The sequence below is a fragment of the Altererythrobacter sp. GH1-8 genome (genome assembly GCF_043702085.1).
In the GTDB taxonomy this organism is placed as follows: Bacteria; Pseudomonadota; Alphaproteobacteria; order Sphingomonadales; family Sphingomonadaceae; genus Erythrobacter.
Genome location: NZ_CP171690.1, coordinates 1,035,988 through 1,053,035 on the forward strand (window position 1 = coordinate 1,035,988; position 17,048 = coordinate 1,053,035).

Genomic DNA, 17,048 nt, shown 5'->3' on the forward strand with positions numbered 1-17,048 from the left:
ATTTGAATAATGGAATTTATTTGTAAAAATATTCTATGTACAATATAGAATAAGTAATACACTATGTGGGTGAATATGCGTTATATTTAGAACTATTTGATAAATTCAAATATATATTGAACCATGTTGTTATAATGCAACATTGTGCTCTTTTTTCAAAAATCATTTTCATCTGCTGTGGTTCTTTCAAGGCTTGATTGTTAATCAGCGCCTCAAACGAATCGGTTCCGATTCTATTTCACCGAAATTTAGTGTGAATATTGGCGGTTTGGGCTCGCTCACTACGTCAATCAGGATCACATGGGCCGCCTTAAGAGGACATCAGGAATGAGAAGGTTTACGACTACCGTATCAATCGGCGCGATTGCCGTGGCCATGGCATCGCCCGCCATTGCGCAGGACCAGACCGCCCCTGGAGTACAGTCGAAGCGCAAGGGTGGCGTACCTACCATTGTTGTGACCGCGCAGCGCAGAAGCGAGGATTTGCAGGATGTGCCGGTTTCAGTCCAGGCGCTTGGCGAGGAAGGGCTGGAGCAGCTCAACATCGACACGTTTGAAGATTACCTTGAGCAGCTGCCCACGGTAACCGCTGGCGGCAGCGGCCCCGGCCAGAGCACAATCTACATTCGCGGCCTTGCTTCGACGACGCCAAACCTGACTACCGCCGGTGTGGCCGGCCTTGCTCCGAACGTGGCACTCTATCTCGACGAGCAGCCGCTTGCTCAGCCGGGCCGTAACCTTGACGTCTATGCCGCCGATATGGAGCGGATCGAAGTTCTCTCCGGTCCGCAGGGCACGCTGTTCGGTGCCAGCTCGCAGGCTGGTGTTGTGCGCCTGATCACCAACAAGCCGCGGCTTTCCGGTTTTGATGCCAGTGCTTCGGCGGGTGTTTCCTTCACCAAGGGTGGTGAAGCCAGCTACAAGGCTGAGGCGATGGTGAACGTACCTGTCGCGAATACCGTGGCGCTGCGTGCAGTCGTCTATCTCGACGATCAGGGCGGTTATGTCGACAATGTTGCGGGCACTCTCGATGCCAGCGAAAGCGGCCGCTTCCGCACAGCCGGGACCGTCCGTGACAATGGCGTGCCGGTCAGCGCAAGCCGCGCGGGCTTCCAGGCCGGGGCCGATCTTTCGGCGGTCAATCTGATCTCTGCAGACAATTCCAGCCTGGTCGAGAAGAACTTCAACGATACCCAATATTCCGGGTTCCGCGCCACTGCGCTGTGGGAGGTCACGCCGGACTGGACTATCACTGTCGCGCATTCGCGCCAGAGCGTTGAAAGCGACGGTGTGTTCTTTGCCGATCCCGAACTTGACGGGCTGGACGATCTTGAGATCCAGCGCTTTGAAGACGATCGTATCGAAGACGATTTCTCGAACACCAGCTGGACTGTCGAAGGCCGTCTGGGCATGCTCGATATCGTTTACAGCGGTGCCTACACTGATCGCGAGACGCAACAGCGGGTCGACTATTCCGACTATCTCTTCGTTGGCCAGTACCTGCCCTATTACATCTGCGACACAGCGGTGGTCTATCCGGGCTACGTGTCCAATGCCCCGGCGGATCCGACCTGCCAGGCACCCAACCTGTTCGTTGCCTCCAACACCGACACAACTGTGTTCACGCAGGAATTCCGCGTCAGCACTCCGCAGGATGCTCGCATTCGCGTAACCGCTGGCGGTTTCTACAGCGATCTCGAGTTGAAGGAATTGAACGACTTCAACTATCCCGGTTCGGAATTCGTCCGCGGCTCGGATGGTGTCACTACCGGCTTCCTGGCCAACTATCCGTTGACCAATGCCAGCGCAGCAGGCGGCGGCAATTCATCGACTGGTTATTATTCCGATGCCGGGCCGTTCCCCACCGGAGTGATCTTCCGCAACGATATTCGCCGCACGGACAAGCAGTTTGGCCTGTTCGGTGAAGCGTCTTTCGATATTCTGCCAGACGTGCTGACGGCCACTGCAGGTGCGCGTTACTACGATATCGAAGTTGATCTTGAAGGCAGTGCCAACTCATCCTTCTTCAACCTCAATTCGGCGATCTTCGGCCCGAATGCAGGCGCGGCTCCGGGCACGGGCGCAGATGCCCAGCTTGCAGGCACGAACATCAGCGCACAGTTCGCGCCGGACAATACCGTGGGCGCACCGGACAAGGCGAAAACGAGCGGCTTCATCTTCAAGGGCACGCTCACCTTCACACCGACAGACGATACGATGTTCTACGCGACCTATTCCGAAGGCTTCCGTCCCGGTCTGCTGAACCGTCCCGGGGGTGCCAGCAATGGCGCCGGTTTCACGGTGCCGTATGAACTCGAGACCGATGAAGTGAAGAACTACGAGCTCGGCTGGAAGACCGAACTTGCAGACGGTCAGCTGCGCTTCAACGGCAGCGCCTTCTTTGGCGACATCAGCAGGTTGCAGACGACCATCTTCGATCCCAGCATTACCAACCTGTTCTTCTCGGACAATGCGGCGGATGCAGAAATCATGGGTGTCGAAGCGGACTTCACCTTTGCTCCCTATGCAGTGCCTGGCCTGACAGTCGCAGGCGCACTCTCGATTCTCGATACCGAGATTACTGAAGTGCTGACGCCGACGGAAGATGTGCTCGAAGGCTCCGATCTGGCCTTCGCACCTTCGTTCCAGGGCAATATGCGGGTTCGCTATGAATGGGATCTCAGCAGCACGCTGGGGGCCTATATCCAGCCGCAGGTTTCTTACTCGGCGTCGAAATTCACCGATATTATCGAGATCAACAAGCTTGAGCTTGATAGCTACACCGTGTTCGATCTCTCGGCTGGCATCACTTCGAACCAATGGAAGTTCGAAGTTTATGGCGAGAACCTGTTCGACACGCGGGCCGAGATTTCCGGCAACTTCGTGTTTGACCGGGCGCGCATCTCGACCAACCGTCCATTGACGATCGGCATACGGGTTTCGTTCGACTATTGATCCTGTACACAGGTGAATGAAACGGTGGAGGCGGGCCTTGGCGGTTCACCTCCACCGTTTTGCTTTGTAGGGACAGGCGATGGCCGAACGCGACCAACAATTGAAAGCTGCGCAATCCGCGCTGCAAGCGGGTGACTTCGATCAGGGGCTGGCGCTGGCCGAAGCCATCCTGGCAGATGACGGCGCCCATCCCGAAGCTCTTTATATGGCGGCGGTAGCAAGCCGGTATCTCCAGCAATTCGATGCCGCTGCCGGTTTCCTGCAAAGCCTGCATCAGGCCATGCCCGAATATGGCCGTGCCTGGCAGGAAGAGGGGCATTTGGCGCTCGCCCGCGGTGATACGGCAGGCGCGCTAAATGCATTCGCGCGAGCGACCCGTTTCAACCCGGCGTTGGCGGCAAGCTGGCGCGAACAGGCAAACATACTGGCTCAGGCCGGACGAAACGAAGAGGCTGCGGCGGCTGCCGCCCAGCTAGAGCGCCTCAATGCGCTCCCGCGCGAACTGATTGCTGTGACCAATCATCTGCATGAGGGGCGGCTGCTGCGGGCGGAAGAAATTTGTCGCTACTTCATGCGGCAAAACCCGCGCAACGTCGAAGGCATGCGGCTGCTGGCGCGGATCGGGATCGAACTGGGCATACTCGACGATGCAGAGTTCCTGCTGGAAAGCGCGGTCAATTTCGAGCCGGAGAACATCCAGCTGCGGCTGGACTATGTCGATGTGCTGCGCCGCCGCCAGAAATTCGATCAGGCACGCACGCAGGCCGAGGCTTTGCATAGGCGTGAACCGGACAATCCACTGTTCCAGTCGCGGCTCGCGATCGAGAGCATGCAGACCGGCGAGTATGATCTGGCATTCGAGCTGTTCGATGCAGTGCTGGCCAAACTGCCACGCGATCCGGCAACGCTCACCAGCAAGGGGCATGCGCTCAAGACGATTGGCCAAAGCGGAGATGCCGTGGCGAACTATCGCGCTGCGATCGCGGCCAAGCCCGATCACGGCGATGCCTATTATGCCTTGGCCAACCTCAAGACCTATCGCTTCGAAGATCCGGAAATTGACGCGATGCGGCAGCAAGCCGCGCGTCCGGACCTGGCGTTTATGGACCGGGTCCATCTGTCATTCGCGCTGGGCAAGGCGTTGGAGGATCGCGGCGAATATGAAGAGAGCTTTCGGTTCTACGATCAGGGGAATGCGCTGAAGCGTGCGCAAACGCGTTATAGCGCCGATGCAATGACGCGCGAACTGGCCAGCCAGAAGCAAGCCTGCATTTCCAGTCTGTTCGAACAGCATGCCGGTGCCGGTTGCCCCGCGCCCGATCCGATCTTCATCCTTGGCTTGCCGCGCGCGGGTTCGACTTTGCTCGAACAGATCCTCGCCAGCCATTCCCAGATCGACGGCACGCTGGAACTGCCCAACATCCTTGCCTTGGCGCACCGCTTGCGCGGCAAGAAAGCGGGCCAGTCACGCTACCCCGAAATCCTGCACGAACTCACCAGCGAGCAACTCACCGGCTTCGGCGAGCAATTCATTGAAGAGACGCGCATCCATCGCCAAGGTGCGCCACTTTTCATCGACAAGATGCCGAACAATTTCCGGCATATCGGGCTGATCCGGCTGATCCTGCCCAATGCCAAGATCATCGATGCGCGCCGCGCGCCGATGGATTGCTGTTTCTCGGGCTTCAAACAGCTGTTCGCGGAAGGCCAGGAATTCACTTACGGCTTGAACGAAGTCGGGTGCTACTATGCCGACTATGTCGATTTGATGGATCATTGGGACGATGTGCTGCCGGGCAAGATATTGCGCGTCCAGCATGAAGACGTGCTTGATGATCTTGAAGGCCAGACCCGCCGCATGCTCGACTTCATTGGTGTGCCATTCGAAGTGGCGTGCCTGGAATTTCACAAGACCGACCGCGCAGTGCGCACGGCAAGTTCGGAACAGGTTCGCCAGCCGATCAACCGTGCCGGACAGGGTGCGTGGAAGCCCTATGAGCCGTGGCTTGGCCCGCTGTGTGACGCCCTGGGCGAACTCGCGCCTTAAGCCAGTCGCGCGCCGTCAGGCAAAGTCTCGTCAGGCTCGACCAGCACGATCCGCCCCGCTGAATCAGGAAAGCCCAGAACCAGTACTTCGGACATGAGCGGGCCGATCTGGCGTGGCGGGAAGTTCACCACGGCCATGACCTTGCGTCCCACCAGGCCTTCTGGCGTGTAGAGATCGGTGATCTGGGCGGAGCTTTTCTTCTCGCCAATATCCGGGCCGAAATCGACCCACAGCTTGATCGCGGACTTGCGCGCTTCAGGGAAAGGCTCTGCCTTCACCACTGTGCCGCAGCGAATATCGACCTTCAGAAAGTCCGTGAAATCAATTTGATCCATGGAGCATAGATTAGGGGCGTCAGGCACGAATGTCGAACGGTCGCTCTGGGTCCGGTAAGGATGATTGCTTGATGCATGGCACACAGATGTTAGGCAGGGCAGGCATGATTGCTTCTGCCCTCTCGGTGCGCGCGCTTTTGGTCGCGATTTTCATCCTGATGGCAGGCAGCGGCTTCCTGTCGACCTTGATCGCTGTCCGGCTGGAACAGGCCGGGGTGGCGGCGCTGCTGATCGGCCTTGCCGCGACGAGCTATTTTTCCGGCCTCACGCTGGGTTCGCTCCGGGTAGAAAGCCTGATCTCGCGGATTGGCCATATCCGTGCCTTTGCTGCCTTCGTTACCATCTATTCGGCCAGCAGCCTGGTCTATGCGATCATCGATCAGGTGCCGGTGTGGATTGTGCTAAGATTTATTGATGGTTTTGCGATGGCAGGGGTGTTTGTCTGCCTTGAAAGCTGGCTCAACCGGCAGGCAAGCCCATCCAACCGCAGCACGATCCTGGCGATCTACATGATCGCTCTCTATTTCGGGCAGGCGGCGGGCCAGTTCCTGCTCAATCTGGGCGAAAACGCGCCGGATCTGCCGTTCATGATTTCCGCCGTCTTGCTCTCGATCGCATTGCTGCCGGTGCTCTTGACCCGGATGGAGCAACCCAAGATCGAACATTTCGCGCCGTTTTCGCTTCGCCGGCTTTATTCCGCTTCACCGCTGGGAATATTCGGGACCTTGGCGACAGGCGCGATGCTGGGTGCATTCTATGCCATGGGCGCCGTTTATGTTCAGCGGATCGGAATGGGCCTCTCGCAAGTCGCACTGTTCACTTCTTGCGTGATCGCCGGGGGCGTAGCGCTGCAGTACCCGTTGGGCATTTTGTCCGATCGTTTTGATCGCAGGCGCGTGATCATCGCCTGCTTCCTGGTTGTTGCGGCGCTCAGCGCGGCTCTCGCCGCATTCCCGCTCCCGGCCATCGGCACGATTGCGCTGGGGACCCTGTTCGGTGGCTTTGCTTTCGCGCTCTATCCTTTGTGCGTCGCCCACTCGAACGACCACCTTGCCGAGGATGAGCGCGTTGGTGCGAGCAGCGGATTGGTGCTGACCTATTCGGCCGGTGCCATGGCCGGGCCGATTGTCGGTTCCGCCGGGATGGGCTCGATGGGTGCCGCTGGGCTATTCGTCGTGATCGGAGCGATCGCTGGTCTCGGCGCCATATTTGGTATGTGGCGCATGATTGCGCGAGCCCCCGTGCCATCTTCGGACCAACAGGCATTCCAGAGCTTGCCCCGCACTACGCCGATGGCAGCAGTGCTTGAAGTGGATGACCAAGTCGCATCGAGCTGAGGCCCAGGTTCTCCGGACAGCTGGCTGACATTCTGGCCGTCTCTGACCCGCAAGTTCCAAGGAAGACGCGTCCGCTTTCCACCCCAATCTCGGCCGCTGGTGGGATTTAGACTTTGTGCTGAAAGCGGTCATTCAACGCTAAGGTTGCGACTTGGTCCCGCAAGATCCAAATATGGGCGTGGTTGAGGGTCCGGATCTTTGCCGTCTTGTGCTAGTTATTGGACCCTGAATCGTGAACTTGTTGGGTCTAGGACTCGAACCCTATTCGGCTTTAGGGTAAAGGGGCCACTATCGGGGCCTCGTTTCGCATGACCTCTAAAATAGATCTATAAATCAGAAATTTAATCGAATTATTCGAGTCCTCTTCTGGGCACCAATAATTTTTCCGCGCACGTCCGCGGCAAAATGAAGACTAGGCGCTTTAGCTCGATTTGCCGCAGGCAAGAGCCGTCAATCTCAGAGACCAAGCGCATTCGAATCAACCCCGTGCGCCTCCAAAGCCTCGATAAGATTTCGCTAAGTTTTTGCAAGATCGTGCTACGGCGCTTGCGCTAAGACTTCATCCATTTCACTTCGATCAAGCTATCTTCCACCTTCAATAACACCGGTAACGGATTTCATCGCGGCGAGATCATCCGAAGGATCACGACCGAGCAAGATGAGGTTAGCCCCGTATCCCCCGGCCACACGCCCCGCAATGGCCTGCTCGCCTAGGGCAGTTGCTGCACTGATCGTCAGTATGTGCAGGACATCAGCGCTATTCATTCCCGCTTCATGAGGAAGTTCCAATTCTTCAATCAGGGACACATCGCGCACGCTCATAAAGATCCCCGCTTCGCTTCCTGCGCTTTGTCTGACGTGATGACCATTTGATGGTTGATCTGCTGATTGGGGCCTGGGCTATCAAGGATCGGTCCCTTGGCGATCAGCGTTGGTCCGATTACTTTCGCTCGCTCGATCTCATGAACTAGGCGCAAATGAAATGGCATCCCCGAGGCATTACAAATTGTGGTGACACCGGTCGCCAGATATACCCTCAGCGATTGCTGGTCCCAGACGTGAACATGCGTATTGAAAAGGCCGGGACTCAGCCCTCCTTTTGGTTCCGAGGCATCCCAAAGAGCATTGTCGGTTGTAGCAAACTCAAATGACGGCAAACCGATCGGCGAATGCGGCTCCGCTCGCAATGTTCGTTATGCACAAGCTGTTCCGCTGCAACGTTGCGCTCCTTCAGGCGCCAGCGTTGTCGGTGCTCAGCTTGGATGCGGTGGTCCCTGCGGGGCACATGCTGGAGCCTTTCACCGGGCATTTCTTAACCCTCGTTCTCTGCTCCAGCACCAATCCGCTCGTGCGCGCTTTTGCGGCCGAGGCCGACTGCGCAGACGGCATGGCTGCGACACAAATGGACCATGCTGCCATGGCGCATGGCGCGATCGATCATGCTGCGATGGGTCACTTGCCATTCCCGGTATATGATGTCGATAGCGATGCTCCCGGCGCTTCGCAGACAAAGGTCGATTGCGCGCTTTCTTCACTGGCCTTTGCCGCGACCTTACGGGTACAGCCAGGCGACGAGCACTCTGCGCTCCTCGCCACCGGTGGCCCGAGTGCCACGGACCCTCCGCTGCATTACGCGCCATCAATTCTGGTAGAACGGATCGAGATTGCGTGTGGGGTCGCCCCCGTATCGCAAGGGCCCTCGCTGGCGGGTGCTGTCAACGCCCGGCTGGCAGAGGTCCAATTCAACGATAGCTCCGGCTTGCCAGCACAGGGTCCCTTGGCCATCCAGTACCGCAGCGTGGATGACAGTTATGCCTTGGGTGGCATGGTCGGCCTTGCCAATGATCGCTGGCGGCTGGGCGTGATTGCCAGCCGCGAGGAGGGCGATGATTATCAGTTTGCCGGAGGGACAGTCGTAGGCACTTCGTTTGAACGTAATCTCTATGGGACGCACGCGGCCTTCCGCAAGGGCACAGGCGAACTGTTAGTCGAATATCGCTGCAGTGAAACCGACCCCTCGGGCAATCCGCCGTTCGCGCTGGATATTGTCTACTTCAACACCGACTTCATACAGGGCGGATTTAAGGGCGAGATCGCGCAAGATGTCGCGGTCGACTTGCGGCTGGGCCATGTTGCCGTGCGGCACCTGGTGGATAACCAAACGACCCGGCGGCTTTTCTGCCGCAGTCTCTTGGACAAGACTTCTATCTGCTCAGATCGGGTGTAAGTGATTGTGGCTCACCATTCGCCCAGGTGAGGGTCATCTTATCGCTCTTCCCGAGTTATCGCTCTTCCAGAGCGCCATCGAGGCGAGCGTCAGCAGCAGGCGACCTTTGCATAGACGGCAAATCGGCAGGCGCGTCACCTTGAACTGGAATGCGAGTTGCTTGGCGGCTGATGCAACACGGCTCGTCGTCTTATACGGCAATCATGGGGCAGCTTGTTTGGGACCTACCGTCCCATCGGAAGGTCAGGAAAGTCGTGCGAAGTTTACGACACCGGGTGCCGGGGTCCGGGTTGGGGCGCTCTTCGCAATTGCGCGTGCATCCAGACCGCCAATCAACATGCCCAACTCAGCCATACGATCTTCATTGAGTTTGTAGAAGACGAGCTTTGCATCCTTGCGGGTCTTGACCAACTCGGCTTTCCTCAGAACACCGAGCTGCTGGGAAAGTGCGGGCTGCCCTATTCCGGAAGCCTGTTCGATTTCACCCACATTCAGTTCACCGTCTCTGAGCAGCTGGACGATCTGAAATCGCAGCGGATGCGCGATCGCTTTCAATTCTTCGATAGGTGCATCGTCGGTCATTCGGCCTTACCTTTGCCAGCCTCGCGAAGAAACCAGGCCGTCTCATCGCCAGCCTTGAACACTTCGTCCAGGTCTTGAGTGGGCGGCTTGAGCAAAGGCTCTCCAGGGTGCCAGTTAGCCGGTGCGAGAGCGTCCTGAGCGTCTATCGCCTGCAATGCATCGAGCATTCGAAGCATTTCGGGGATCGAGCGGCCCATATTGGCAGGGTAGCAGGTCATCGCGCGGATAACGCCTGCCGGATCGATGAAGAATGTGGTTCGCACTGTGGAGCTGTCGCTGTCCTGCGGCGCGACCATTCCGAATGCGTGGCCGATTACCAGCGTCGGATCCTCGATGATCGGGAAGCGCACTTCGATATCGAAACGGTCCCTGATCATGCGCAGCCAGGCAAAATGGGAGAACAGGCCGTCGACCGAAAGCGCCATGAGCGCGCAATCGCGCCTTTCGAACTCATCCGCGTGCCGCGCCAATTCGACAAATTCAGTCGTACAAACGGGCGTAAAGTCCGCAGGGTGCGAAAACAGGATGAGCCACCGCTTCCTGAAATTCGAAAGCCTGACCGGGCCGATCGTGCTTCGGGCCTCAAAATCAGGGGCTGTGTCGCCGATGCGCAGGCTCCGAGAGGCACCCGCTCGATTGTCATCTGTGTCCATGCCCGGCCTCTTAGCACTTGACTCCCAGAAAGCAATATATATACATAATTTATGTAATTTAAGGAATTAGGTATGTCCACCGTAGATGCACCTCTTCAGGCAGCGACTGACCAAATCAAGCGTGCGCAAGGGGAGAAAACGCTTCGCCCGTCGATCGCGGGTTTCTTCGATGAGGCTACATTTACTGTAAGTTACGTAGTCCATGACCCCGAGACGCTCGAGGCTGCCATCATCGATTCGGTACTCGACTATGAAGCTGCAGCTGGTCGTACTTCGTTCGGTTCAGCAGATCGCATAGTCGAATACGTGAACTCGAATAACCTGGCAGTTAATTGGCTTATCGAGACTCATGCGCACGCAGACCACATCTCGGCCGCGCCCTATCTGCAGGACAAGCTCGGTGGCAAGCTTGGGATTGGCTCGGACATCATCCGGGTGCAGGAGGTGTTCGGCAAACTGTTCAATGCTGGGTCCGACTTCGAACGCGACGGATCCCAGTTCGACCACCTCTTCAGCGATGGAGAGACATTTCAAATCGGCAAGATCGAGGGCATTGCGCTGCATGTACCCGGTCACACCCCCGCAGATATGGCCTTCATCTTCGGCGACGCTGCTTTTGTCGGAGATACGATTTTCATGCCCGACTTCGGCACGGCGCGCGCAGATTTTCCCGGTGGCGATGCGCGTCAGCTTTTCCAGTCGATCCGTCGTCTGTTGTCATTGCCGAAAGAGACCCGGTTGTTTCTGTGCCACGATTACAAGGCACCGGGTCGCGATGAATACGCATGGGAGACCACTGTTGGTCAGCAACGGCGCGAGAATGTCCATGTGAAAGACGGTGTAAGCGAGGACGAATTCGTCGAGATGCGAACCTCGCGTGACAAGACATTGGCGATGCCCAACCTCATCATGCCGTCGGTACAAGTCAACATCCGCGGTGGTCGCCTGCCGGAGCCTGAGGACAACGGAGTCAGCTACATCAAGATTCCGGTGAACGCGTTATGATGCTTCCCGGATTTCCTGAAGCGGCGCCGCTTGAAGGCCTTGGCGGTGGTATTCTCATCGGCCTTGCTGCGGCCTTGATGCTGCTAGGCGCTGGCCGGATTGCCGGAGTTTCCGGTATCACGGCGCGCGCGACCGGCATCAGCGATAGCGGCATGTCAAAATCGAGCGCGTGGATGTTTCTGCTGGGCCTCCCACTTGGCGCGGCTATCGTTGCCCTCGCTTCGGGCGGACTGGAAGCAAGGTTCGCCAGTCCTGCAGTTCTTGTTATTGCGGGCCTGTTCGTCGGAATCGGCACGCGGTTGGGGAGCGGATGCACCAGCGGTCACGGTGTCTGCGGCGTTAGCCGGTTGTCACAGCGTTCGATAGTGGCGACTCTGACCTTCATGGCGGCCGGGATTGCAACCGTTGCGATCATGAATGCGGCTGGCCTCGAGGTGCTGCGATGATGCGCCGCCTCTTGCCTCCCTTGGCCTCAGGGACGCTGTTTGGTGCGGGCCTCGCGTTGGGCGGTATGACCAACCCGGCACGCGTTCGCGGTTTCCTCGATATGTTCGGCAACTGGGACCCGACGCTCGCTTTTGTCATGGGCGGCGCAGTGATCGTCATGGCGGTCGCCTGGCGCTTTCGCGAGCGCATGGTCCACCCGATTTTCGCGGAAAAATTCTCATTGCCTGATCGGACGGACCTGACGGCCAAGCTCATCGGCGGTTCGGCACTGTTCGGTATCGGCTGGGGCATTGCTGGATTGTGTCCGGGGCCGGGGGTGGCTGCCCTGGTGATCGAGCCGGTGTCTGCTGCGATTTTCGTCGTAGCTATGCTCGCCGGCATGGGTGTCGTGCGCCTGCTCGAAGGTAACAGTTGATGGATGTCAGAAAAGTCTCGGACGATTTTGCCGTCGCCGCTCAGCTTCATCTGGAAGACATGAGTGTGCTTGCGAAAGAGCGCTTCGTTGCCATCATCTGCAATCGCCCGGATGGCGAAGAACCTGGGCAGCCCACCGCCTCGGAAATGCGCGATGCGGCGCAGACGGCGGGCCTCGCCTTCCATCATATTCCCGTATCCGGAGGCGAGTTCCCCGAACCGGCGGTAGCCGCATTCAAGGCCATTCGCCTCGGTACACAAGGCAAAGTGGTTGCCTACTGCCGCACAGGCACTCGCTCCATCACACTCGAAACTCTGGCCAATCCGCATAACCTCAGCGCTGAAGAGCGGTTCGAGGTGGCGCGTGAAGCCGGATACGATCTTTCCGCCCTGGCCGGTCGGCTGTGCGGTTAACCTACTTCATATGGAGAGCAGGCCGTGGCCCAATCAGCTAGACATGAGGTCGTCGTTATTGGGGGCGGCGCGGCCGGGATAGCAACTGCGGCATCGATGCTGAAGCGCCGTTCCGGCCTCGATATCGCCATCGTCGAACCCTCCGATACTCACGCATACCAGCCTGGCTGGACCATGGTCGGTGGCGGCATCTTCGAACCAGAAGTGACGCGCAGACCGATGGCAGGGGTCATGCCCAAGGGTGTGCAGTGGGTGAAAGCTGCCGCAGCGTCCTTTCAGCCGGAGGACAACTGCGTAACACTCGAGGATGGCTCGACCCTGCAGTATGAGATCCTGATCGTTGCACCGGGCATCCGTTTGGCGTGGGAGAAAATCGCCGGGCTTGAGGAAACACTGGGCAAGAACGGCGTAACCTCAAATTATCGGTATGATCTCGCCCCCTACACTTGGGAGCTTGTCCGGAGCCTGAAATCGGGCCGTGCGATCTTCACTCAGCCTGGCATGCCCATCAAATGCGCGGGCGCACCCCAGAAATCCATGTATCTGTCTTGCGACCACTGGCTGCGCGCGGGCGTGCTCGGCGGTATGGAGGTCGAGTTTCGAAATGCCGGCGGGGTCCTGTTCGGCGTGCAGGACTATGTCCCGGCGCTGATGGAGTACGTCGAGAAATACAAAATAGCCCTGAAGCTCGGCAGCAATCTGATTGCGGTCGACGGCACTGCGCAAGCCGCGACATTCGAGACCAAAGACGGGGAAATCACGCGTGAATTCGACATGCTGCACGTCGTGCCGCCACAGGTCGCGCCACAGTTTCTGGCCGACAGTCCCTTGGCGGCGGAGAGCGGGTTCACCGATGTCGATCAGCACACGCTGCAGCATGTGCGCTATCCAAACGTGTTCGGGCTTGGGGATGCCGGATCGATGCCGAACGCGAAGACCGCGGCGGCAGCCCGCAAGCAGGCCCCCGTTGTTGCAGTCAATGCGCTGCGCCAGCTCGACGGCAAGGGACCGACCGCAGGCTATGACGGCTACGGTTCCTGTCCGCTCACGGTCGAGCGCGGCAAGATTGTACTTGCCGAGTTTGCTTATGGCGGGAAGCTGGCACCCAGTTTCCCGACCTGGCTGATCGACGGCACAAAGGCACAGCGGCTGTCGTGGATGCTCAAGGCCGATTTCCTGCCCTGGCTTTATTGGAACGGCATGCTCAAGGGGCGCGAGTGGCTGGCGGGTCCTGGTGGCCTGATCGCGCAATAAATGGGCGCCGCTTCAGTGCTATCCCGATATCTCCCAATCCTTGAGTGGGCGCGGGCCTATAATCGCAAGGTCCTGACGGACGATCTGATGGCGGCAGTAATCGTCACCATAATGCTCATCCCGCAGAGCCTGGCCTATGCGCTGCTGGCAGGCCTTCCGCCGGTCGTCGGCCTTTATGCGTCGATCCTGCCATTGGTGCTCTATGCGATCTTCGGGACGAGCCGCACGCTTGCGGTCGGGCCGGTCGCAGTGATATCTCTCATGACTGCGAGTGCTGCCGGAGCCGTCGCGGCCCAGGGTACGGCAGAATATCTGGAAGCCGCCATCACGCTAGCGATGCTTTCGGGCGTGATGTTGGCGGTGCTCGGCTTTCTTCGCGCAGGATTTCTCGCCAACCTCCTGTCGCACCCCGTGATCAGCGGTTTCATCACAGCGAGCGGCATCCTGATTGCGACCAGCCAGATCAAACATGTTCTCGGGATAAACGCAGGCGGTGACAACTGGCCGGAGATGCTTGGTTCGCTCAGCAGTGCGATCGGCAACACGAATGTCTGGACGCTTGCCCTTGGCATACCGGCAATGCTTTTCCTGTTCTGGGTCCGAAAAGGGGCAAAGCCTGCCTTGCAGCGCATTGGACTGCCGGAGCGGGCAGCCGACACGATTGCGAAAGCGGGGCCGGTTGTCGCAGTTGTGCTCACGATCCTTGCTGTCGTCATGTTCGACCTGGGAGCGATGGGCGTAAATCTGGTCGGCGCGATCCCGCAAGGGCTGCCACCTTTTGCGCTGCCGAGCACCGATGTATCGTTGATAGAAAAGCTCTGGGTACCTGCACTTCTCATCTCGATCATCGGCTTCGTCGAAAGCGTATCGGTCGCTCAGACACTTGCCGCCAAACGCCGCCAGCGAATTTCACCTGACCAGGAGTTGATCGGACTTGGCGCGGCCAATGTCGCCAGCGCGTTTTCAGGCGGCTATCCGGTTACGGGCGGGTTCGCACGCTCAGCAGTGAACTTTGATGCCGGCGCTCAAACCCCAGCTGCCGGTGCGTACACTGCTGTAGGTATTGCACTAGCAACACTGTTTCTCACCCCGCTGTTGTTCAGCCTGCCGATTGCTACATTGGCCGCGACAATCATCGTTGCGGTCCTGAGCCTGGTCGACTTGAAGACGCCGCGCAAATTGTGGCGTTATTCTAAGGCGGATTTCGCTGCCCATATTGCGACAATCGGGTTCACCCTGATCGCGGGGGTCGAAGTGGGGGTGATCACAGGCGTGGCCGTCGGCTTGCTTTTGTATCTGTGGCGTGCAAGCCGCCCGCACGCAGCGATCGTGGGGCGCGTCCCGGAGACCGAACATTTCCGTAATGTCGAACGGCATAGTGTGTTTACGGTCCCGCATGTCCTCTCGATCCGCATCGATGAGGCGCTTACGTATCTCAATGCGCGGTGGCTGGAAGAATATGTGCTTGAACGGGTCGCCGAACGCCCTGAGCTACGCCACGTCATCCTGATGTGCAGCGCAGTCAACGAAATCGACGCGTCAGGCCTCGAAAGTCTCGAAGCGATCAATCACCGGCTTGGTGATGGCAAGATTGGACTGCACCTGTCCGAGGTGAAAGGGCCGGTCATGGATCGCCTCAAACGGTCCCATTTCATTGAAGAACTCAATGGCGAGGTGTTTCTTTCGCAATCACGCGCGTTCGACAAGTTGGTCGCGGATGACGGAACCCCACCTGAGTCTCATGATTACTACCTGCCGCGGGGCCTGATCTGATGGCTGCGATAGGTGCCGATGAAGCAAGAATAATAAAGCATAAACGTCAAAATTGAAGGATACGAATTGGGTAATGAGCGAAGATCAGCCTTCACTCACTTTCTTGGGGGCAGCGGGAACCGTGACTGGCTCTCGGTACCTGGTCGAAACCGAGAAACGGCGCATCTTGGTCGATTGCGGTCTTTTCCAGGGTTACAAGCAACTTCGTCTGCGAAATTGGAACCCATTTCCCGTCCCTCCAAGTTCAATTTCAGACGTCCTGCTTACTCATGCGCATATCGACCATTCGGGTTATCTTCCAGCATTGGTGAAAAATGGCTTCAAGGGCCGCATCCACTCGACATTGGCGACGTTCGAATTGTGCGAGTTGTTATTGCCCGATAGCGCCCATCTGCAAGAGGAGGAAGCGCACTACGCTCGGCGGAAGGCCTATTCCCGGCACCATGATCCACTGCCTCTCTACACCGTTGAAGATGCTTTGGCTGCCCTCGATCTGTTTGAAACGACTGAGTTTGGAACAGGCTTGGACCTCGGCGATAATATTGTGGCACGTTTTGTCCCGGCTGGTCATCTACTTGGTGCCGGGTCCATCTATGTTGACGTCAATGGACGTACAATCTGTTTTAGTGGCGACATCGGCCGACCGACTGATCCCATGATGCGTGACCCTTTGCCGTTTGCTGGCGCAGATATTCTGGTTACGGAGTCAACCTATGGAAATCGCAAGCATGCTGTGCTCGATGGTGAAGCAGAACTGGCTGAAGTAATAAATCGGGTCACAGGGCGAGGTGGCACCATTTTGGTTCCAGCTTTTGCGATCGGCCGGGTGCAGGGGGTGATGCTCCAAATGGCAAGGCTTCGCGGTCGAGGAGCGATCCCGAACGTTCCAATTTATCTGAACACGCCGATGGGCGTGAATGCGACCAATATCTATCATCAGCATCATGATGAGCACCGTGCAAGTTGGGATGAATGCAAGGCCATGTTCGATCTTGCAACGCGTGTGCAGACAGTCGAACAATCAAAGGCGCTCAACCTTCAGACCGAGCCAAAGATCATCATTTCCGCCAGCGGCATGCTGACCGGAGGAAGAATACTTCATCATGTTGTCAGCTTCGGACAGGACCCGAAGAATGCTATCGTGTTGTCGGGATTTCAGGCGGGAGGCACCAGAGGAGAGGCGCTAGTCAGGGGTGAACGCACATTGCGCATATTTGGTGAAGATATCTTGATCCGAGCCGAAGTCGTCCAACTTGAAGGACTTTCGGGTCATGCCGATGCGGATGAATTACTGCAATGGATGGGTGAGGCCCCGGTACCCAAGATGACCTATGTCACGCACGGCGAACCCGCCGCTGCCGATGCCTTGCGCTTCAGGATAGACCATGAATTGGGCTGGAACGTCCGAGTGCCTGAGCATCTCGAATCTATCTCTATTTTAGACCCGCAATGAGGCTGTGTAGCTGTCTCGCGCGATTGGGTTGCCCGACTTGCTTTGGCGAGAATGCGACTTCGAAATCGCCTTGATTGGAGCTACTAAGGAATCACCGACCGCGATTATTCGTGGGGCTGGACTCGAATCCGTTTCAGGTTGCGGGCAAAGGG

16 protein-coding genes are annotated in these 17,048 nt (G+C 57.8%); 11 read left to right on the forward strand and 5 right to left on the reverse strand.

Annotation, left to right across the window (positions count from 1 at the left end; all coding sequences use genetic code 11):
• Window positions 1-327 precede the first annotated feature (327 nt).
• Together ACG9DO_RS05075 and ACG9DO_RS05080 are read left to right on the forward strand one after the other, a co-directional pair.
• Window positions 328-2,955, forward strand: coding sequence for a TonB-dependent receptor (locus ACG9DO_RS05075; protein ID WP_394730637.1), 2,628 nt, complete (start codon window positions 328-330; stop codon window positions 2,953-2,955).
• Window positions 2,956-3,034: 79 nt separating this feature from the next.
• On the forward strand, window positions 3,035-5,002 hold the full coding sequence (locus ACG9DO_RS05080; RefSeq protein WP_394730638.1) for a sulfotransferase: 1,968 nt from the start codon (window positions 3,035-3,037) through the stop codon (window positions 5,000-5,002).
• On the opposite strand, the gene ACG9DO_RS05085 is transcribed toward ACG9DO_RS05080, so the two are convergent.
• Window positions 4,999-5,337, reverse strand: coding sequence for a tRNA-binding protein (locus ACG9DO_RS05085; RefSeq protein ID WP_394730639.1), 339 nt, complete (start codon window positions 5,335-5,337; stop codon window positions 4,999-5,001). The genes ACG9DO_RS05080 and ACG9DO_RS05085 overlap by 4 nt on opposite strands.
• 104 nt (window positions 5,338-5,441) lie before the next feature.
• Here ACG9DO_RS05085 and ACG9DO_RS05090 point away from each other — a divergent pair, with 104 nt between their 5' ends.
• On the forward strand, window positions 5,442-6,674 hold the full coding sequence (locus ACG9DO_RS05090) for an MFS transporter (protein ID WP_394730640.1): 1,233 nt from the start codon (window positions 5,442-5,444) through the stop codon (window positions 6,672-6,674).
• 582 nt (window positions 6,675-7,256) lie between these two features.
• Here ACG9DO_RS05090 and ACG9DO_RS05095 read toward each other — a convergent pair.
• Window positions 7,257-7,496 carry a hypothetical protein gene (locus ACG9DO_RS05095; protein WP_394730641.1) on the reverse strand — a complete coding sequence of 80 codons (240 nt, stop codon included), beginning with the start codon at window positions 7,494-7,496 and terminating at the stop codon, window positions 7,257-7,259.
• Window positions 7,493-7,831 (reverse strand): hypothetical protein, encoded by a 339-nt coding sequence (locus tag ACG9DO_RS05100; RefSeq protein ID WP_394730642.1) that lies wholly within the window; start codon window positions 7,829-7,831, stop codon window positions 7,493-7,495. Before ACG9DO_RS05100 ends, ACG9DO_RS05095 begins: the two co-directional genes overlap by 4 nt.
• Here ACG9DO_RS05100 and ACG9DO_RS05105 point away from each other — a divergent pair.
• Window positions 7,822-8,901 (forward strand): hypothetical protein, encoded by a 1,080-nt coding sequence (locus ACG9DO_RS05105; protein ID WP_394730643.1) that lies wholly within the window; start codon window positions 7,822-7,824, stop codon window positions 8,899-8,901. The genes ACG9DO_RS05100 and ACG9DO_RS05105 overlap by 10 nt on opposite strands.
• 243 nt (window positions 8,902-9,144) lie before the next feature.
• On the opposite strand, the gene ACG9DO_RS05110 is transcribed toward ACG9DO_RS05105, so the two are convergent.
• Both ACG9DO_RS05110 and ACG9DO_RS05115 read right to left on the reverse strand, forming a co-directional pair.
• Window positions 9,145-9,483: an ArsR/SmtB family transcription factor gene (locus ACG9DO_RS05110; protein WP_394730644.1), complete on the reverse strand. Its 339-nt coding sequence runs from the start codon at window positions 9,481-9,483 to the stop codon at window positions 9,145-9,147.
• On the reverse strand, window positions 9,480-10,136 hold the full coding sequence (locus ACG9DO_RS05115) for a peroxiredoxin (protein WP_394730645.1): 657 nt from the start codon (window positions 10,134-10,136) through the stop codon (window positions 9,480-9,482). The genes ACG9DO_RS05110 and ACG9DO_RS05115 overlap by 4 nt, the downstream gene beginning before the upstream one ends.
• 72 nt (window positions 10,137-10,208) lie before the next feature.
• Between ACG9DO_RS05115 and ACG9DO_RS05120 the strand changes: the two genes are divergently transcribed.
• From ACG9DO_RS05120 to ACG9DO_RS05150, 7 genes are all read left to right on the forward strand, one after another.
• Window positions 10,209-11,141, forward strand: coding sequence for an MBL fold metallo-hydrolase (locus ACG9DO_RS05120; RefSeq protein ID WP_394730646.1), 933 nt, complete (start codon window positions 10,209-10,211; stop codon window positions 11,139-11,141).
• Complete coding sequence (locus ACG9DO_RS05125) at window positions 11,138-11,587, forward strand: YeeE/YedE family protein (protein ID WP_394730647.1); 450 nt, start codon at window positions 11,138-11,140, stop codon at window positions 11,585-11,587. The genes ACG9DO_RS05120 and ACG9DO_RS05125 overlap by 4 nt, the downstream gene beginning before the upstream one ends.
• Complete coding sequence (locus ACG9DO_RS05130) at window positions 11,584-12,003, forward strand: DUF6691 family protein (protein ID WP_394730648.1); 420 nt, start codon at window positions 11,584-11,586, stop codon at window positions 12,001-12,003. Before ACG9DO_RS05125 ends, ACG9DO_RS05130 begins: the two co-directional genes overlap by 4 nt.
• Window positions 12,003-12,416 carry a TIGR01244 family sulfur transferase gene (locus ACG9DO_RS05135; protein ID WP_394730649.1) on the forward strand — a complete coding sequence of 138 codons (414 nt, stop codon included), beginning with the start codon at window positions 12,003-12,005 and terminating at the stop codon, window positions 12,414-12,416. Before ACG9DO_RS05130 ends, ACG9DO_RS05135 begins: the two co-directional genes overlap by 1 nt.
• 24 nt (window positions 12,417-12,440) lie before the next feature.
• On the forward strand, window positions 12,441-13,670 hold the full coding sequence (locus ACG9DO_RS05140; RefSeq protein WP_394730650.1) for an FAD/NAD(P)-binding oxidoreductase: 1,230 nt from the start codon (window positions 12,441-12,443) through the stop codon (window positions 13,668-13,670).
• A complete protein-coding gene (locus tag ACG9DO_RS05145) occupies window positions 13,671-15,443 on the forward strand; it encodes a SulP family inorganic anion transporter (RefSeq protein WP_394730651.1) in 1,773 nt (590 codons plus the stop codon). It begins immediately after the preceding gene.
• Window positions 15,444-15,516: 73 nt separating this feature from the next.
• Window positions 15,517-16,896 (forward strand): MBL fold metallo-hydrolase RNA specificity domain-containing protein, encoded by a 1,380-nt coding sequence (locus ACG9DO_RS05150; RefSeq protein ID WP_394730652.1) that lies wholly within the window; start codon window positions 15,517-15,519, stop codon window positions 16,894-16,896.
• The last annotated feature ends 152 nt before the right edge of the window (window positions 16,897-17,048 follow it).

Bases quoted from the DNA above. Each gene is read 5' to 3' on its own strand.
- ACG9DO_RS05075 (WP_394730637.1), top strand. From the start codon at position 328: ATGAGAAGGTTTACGACTACCGTATCAATCGGCGCGATTGCCGTGGCC.
- ACG9DO_RS05080 (WP_394730638.1), top strand. From the start codon at position 3,035: ATGGCCGAACGCGACCAACAATTGAAAGCTGCGCAATCCGCGCTGCAA.
- ACG9DO_RS05085 (WP_394730639.1), bottom strand. From the start codon at position 5,337: ATGGATCAAATTGATTTCACGGACTTTCTGAAGGTCGATATTCGCTGC.
- ACG9DO_RS05090 (WP_394730640.1), top strand. From the start codon at position 5,442: ATGATTGCTTCTGCCCTCTCGGTGCGCGCGCTTTTGGTCGCGATTTTC.
- ACG9DO_RS05095 (WP_394730641.1), bottom strand. From the start codon at position 7,496: ATGAGCGTGCGCGATGTGTCCCTGATTGAAGAATTGGAACTTCCTCAT.
- ACG9DO_RS05105 (WP_394730643.1), top strand. From the start codon at position 7,822: ATGACGGCAAACCGATCGGCGAATGCGGCTCCGCTCGCAATGTTCGTT.
- ACG9DO_RS05110 (WP_394730644.1), bottom strand. From the start codon at position 9,483: ATGACCGACGATGCACCTATCGAAGAATTGAAAGCGATCGCGCATCCG.
- ACG9DO_RS05115 (WP_394730645.1), bottom strand. From the start codon at position 10,136: ATGGACACAGATGACAATCGAGCGGGTGCCTCTCGGAGCCTGCGCATC.
- ACG9DO_RS05120 (WP_394730646.1), top strand. From the start codon at position 10,209: ATGTCCACCGTAGATGCACCTCTTCAGGCAGCGACTGACCAAATCAAG.
- ACG9DO_RS05125 (WP_394730647.1), top strand. From the start codon at position 11,138: ATGATGCTTCCCGGATTTCCTGAAGCGGCGCCGCTTGAAGGCCTTGGC.
- ACG9DO_RS05130 (WP_394730648.1), top strand. From the start codon at position 11,584: ATGATGCGCCGCCTCTTGCCTCCCTTGGCCTCAGGGACGCTGTTTGGT.
- ACG9DO_RS05135 (WP_394730649.1), top strand. From the start codon at position 12,003: ATGGATGTCAGAAAAGTCTCGGACGATTTTGCCGTCGCCGCTCAGCTT.
- ACG9DO_RS05145 (WP_394730651.1), top strand. From the start codon at position 13,671: ATGGGCGCCGCTTCAGTGCTATCCCGATATCTCCCAATCCTTGAGTGG.
- ACG9DO_RS05150 (WP_394730652.1), top strand. From the start codon at position 15,517: ATGAGCGAAGATCAGCCTTCACTCACTTTCTTGGGGGCAGCGGGAACC.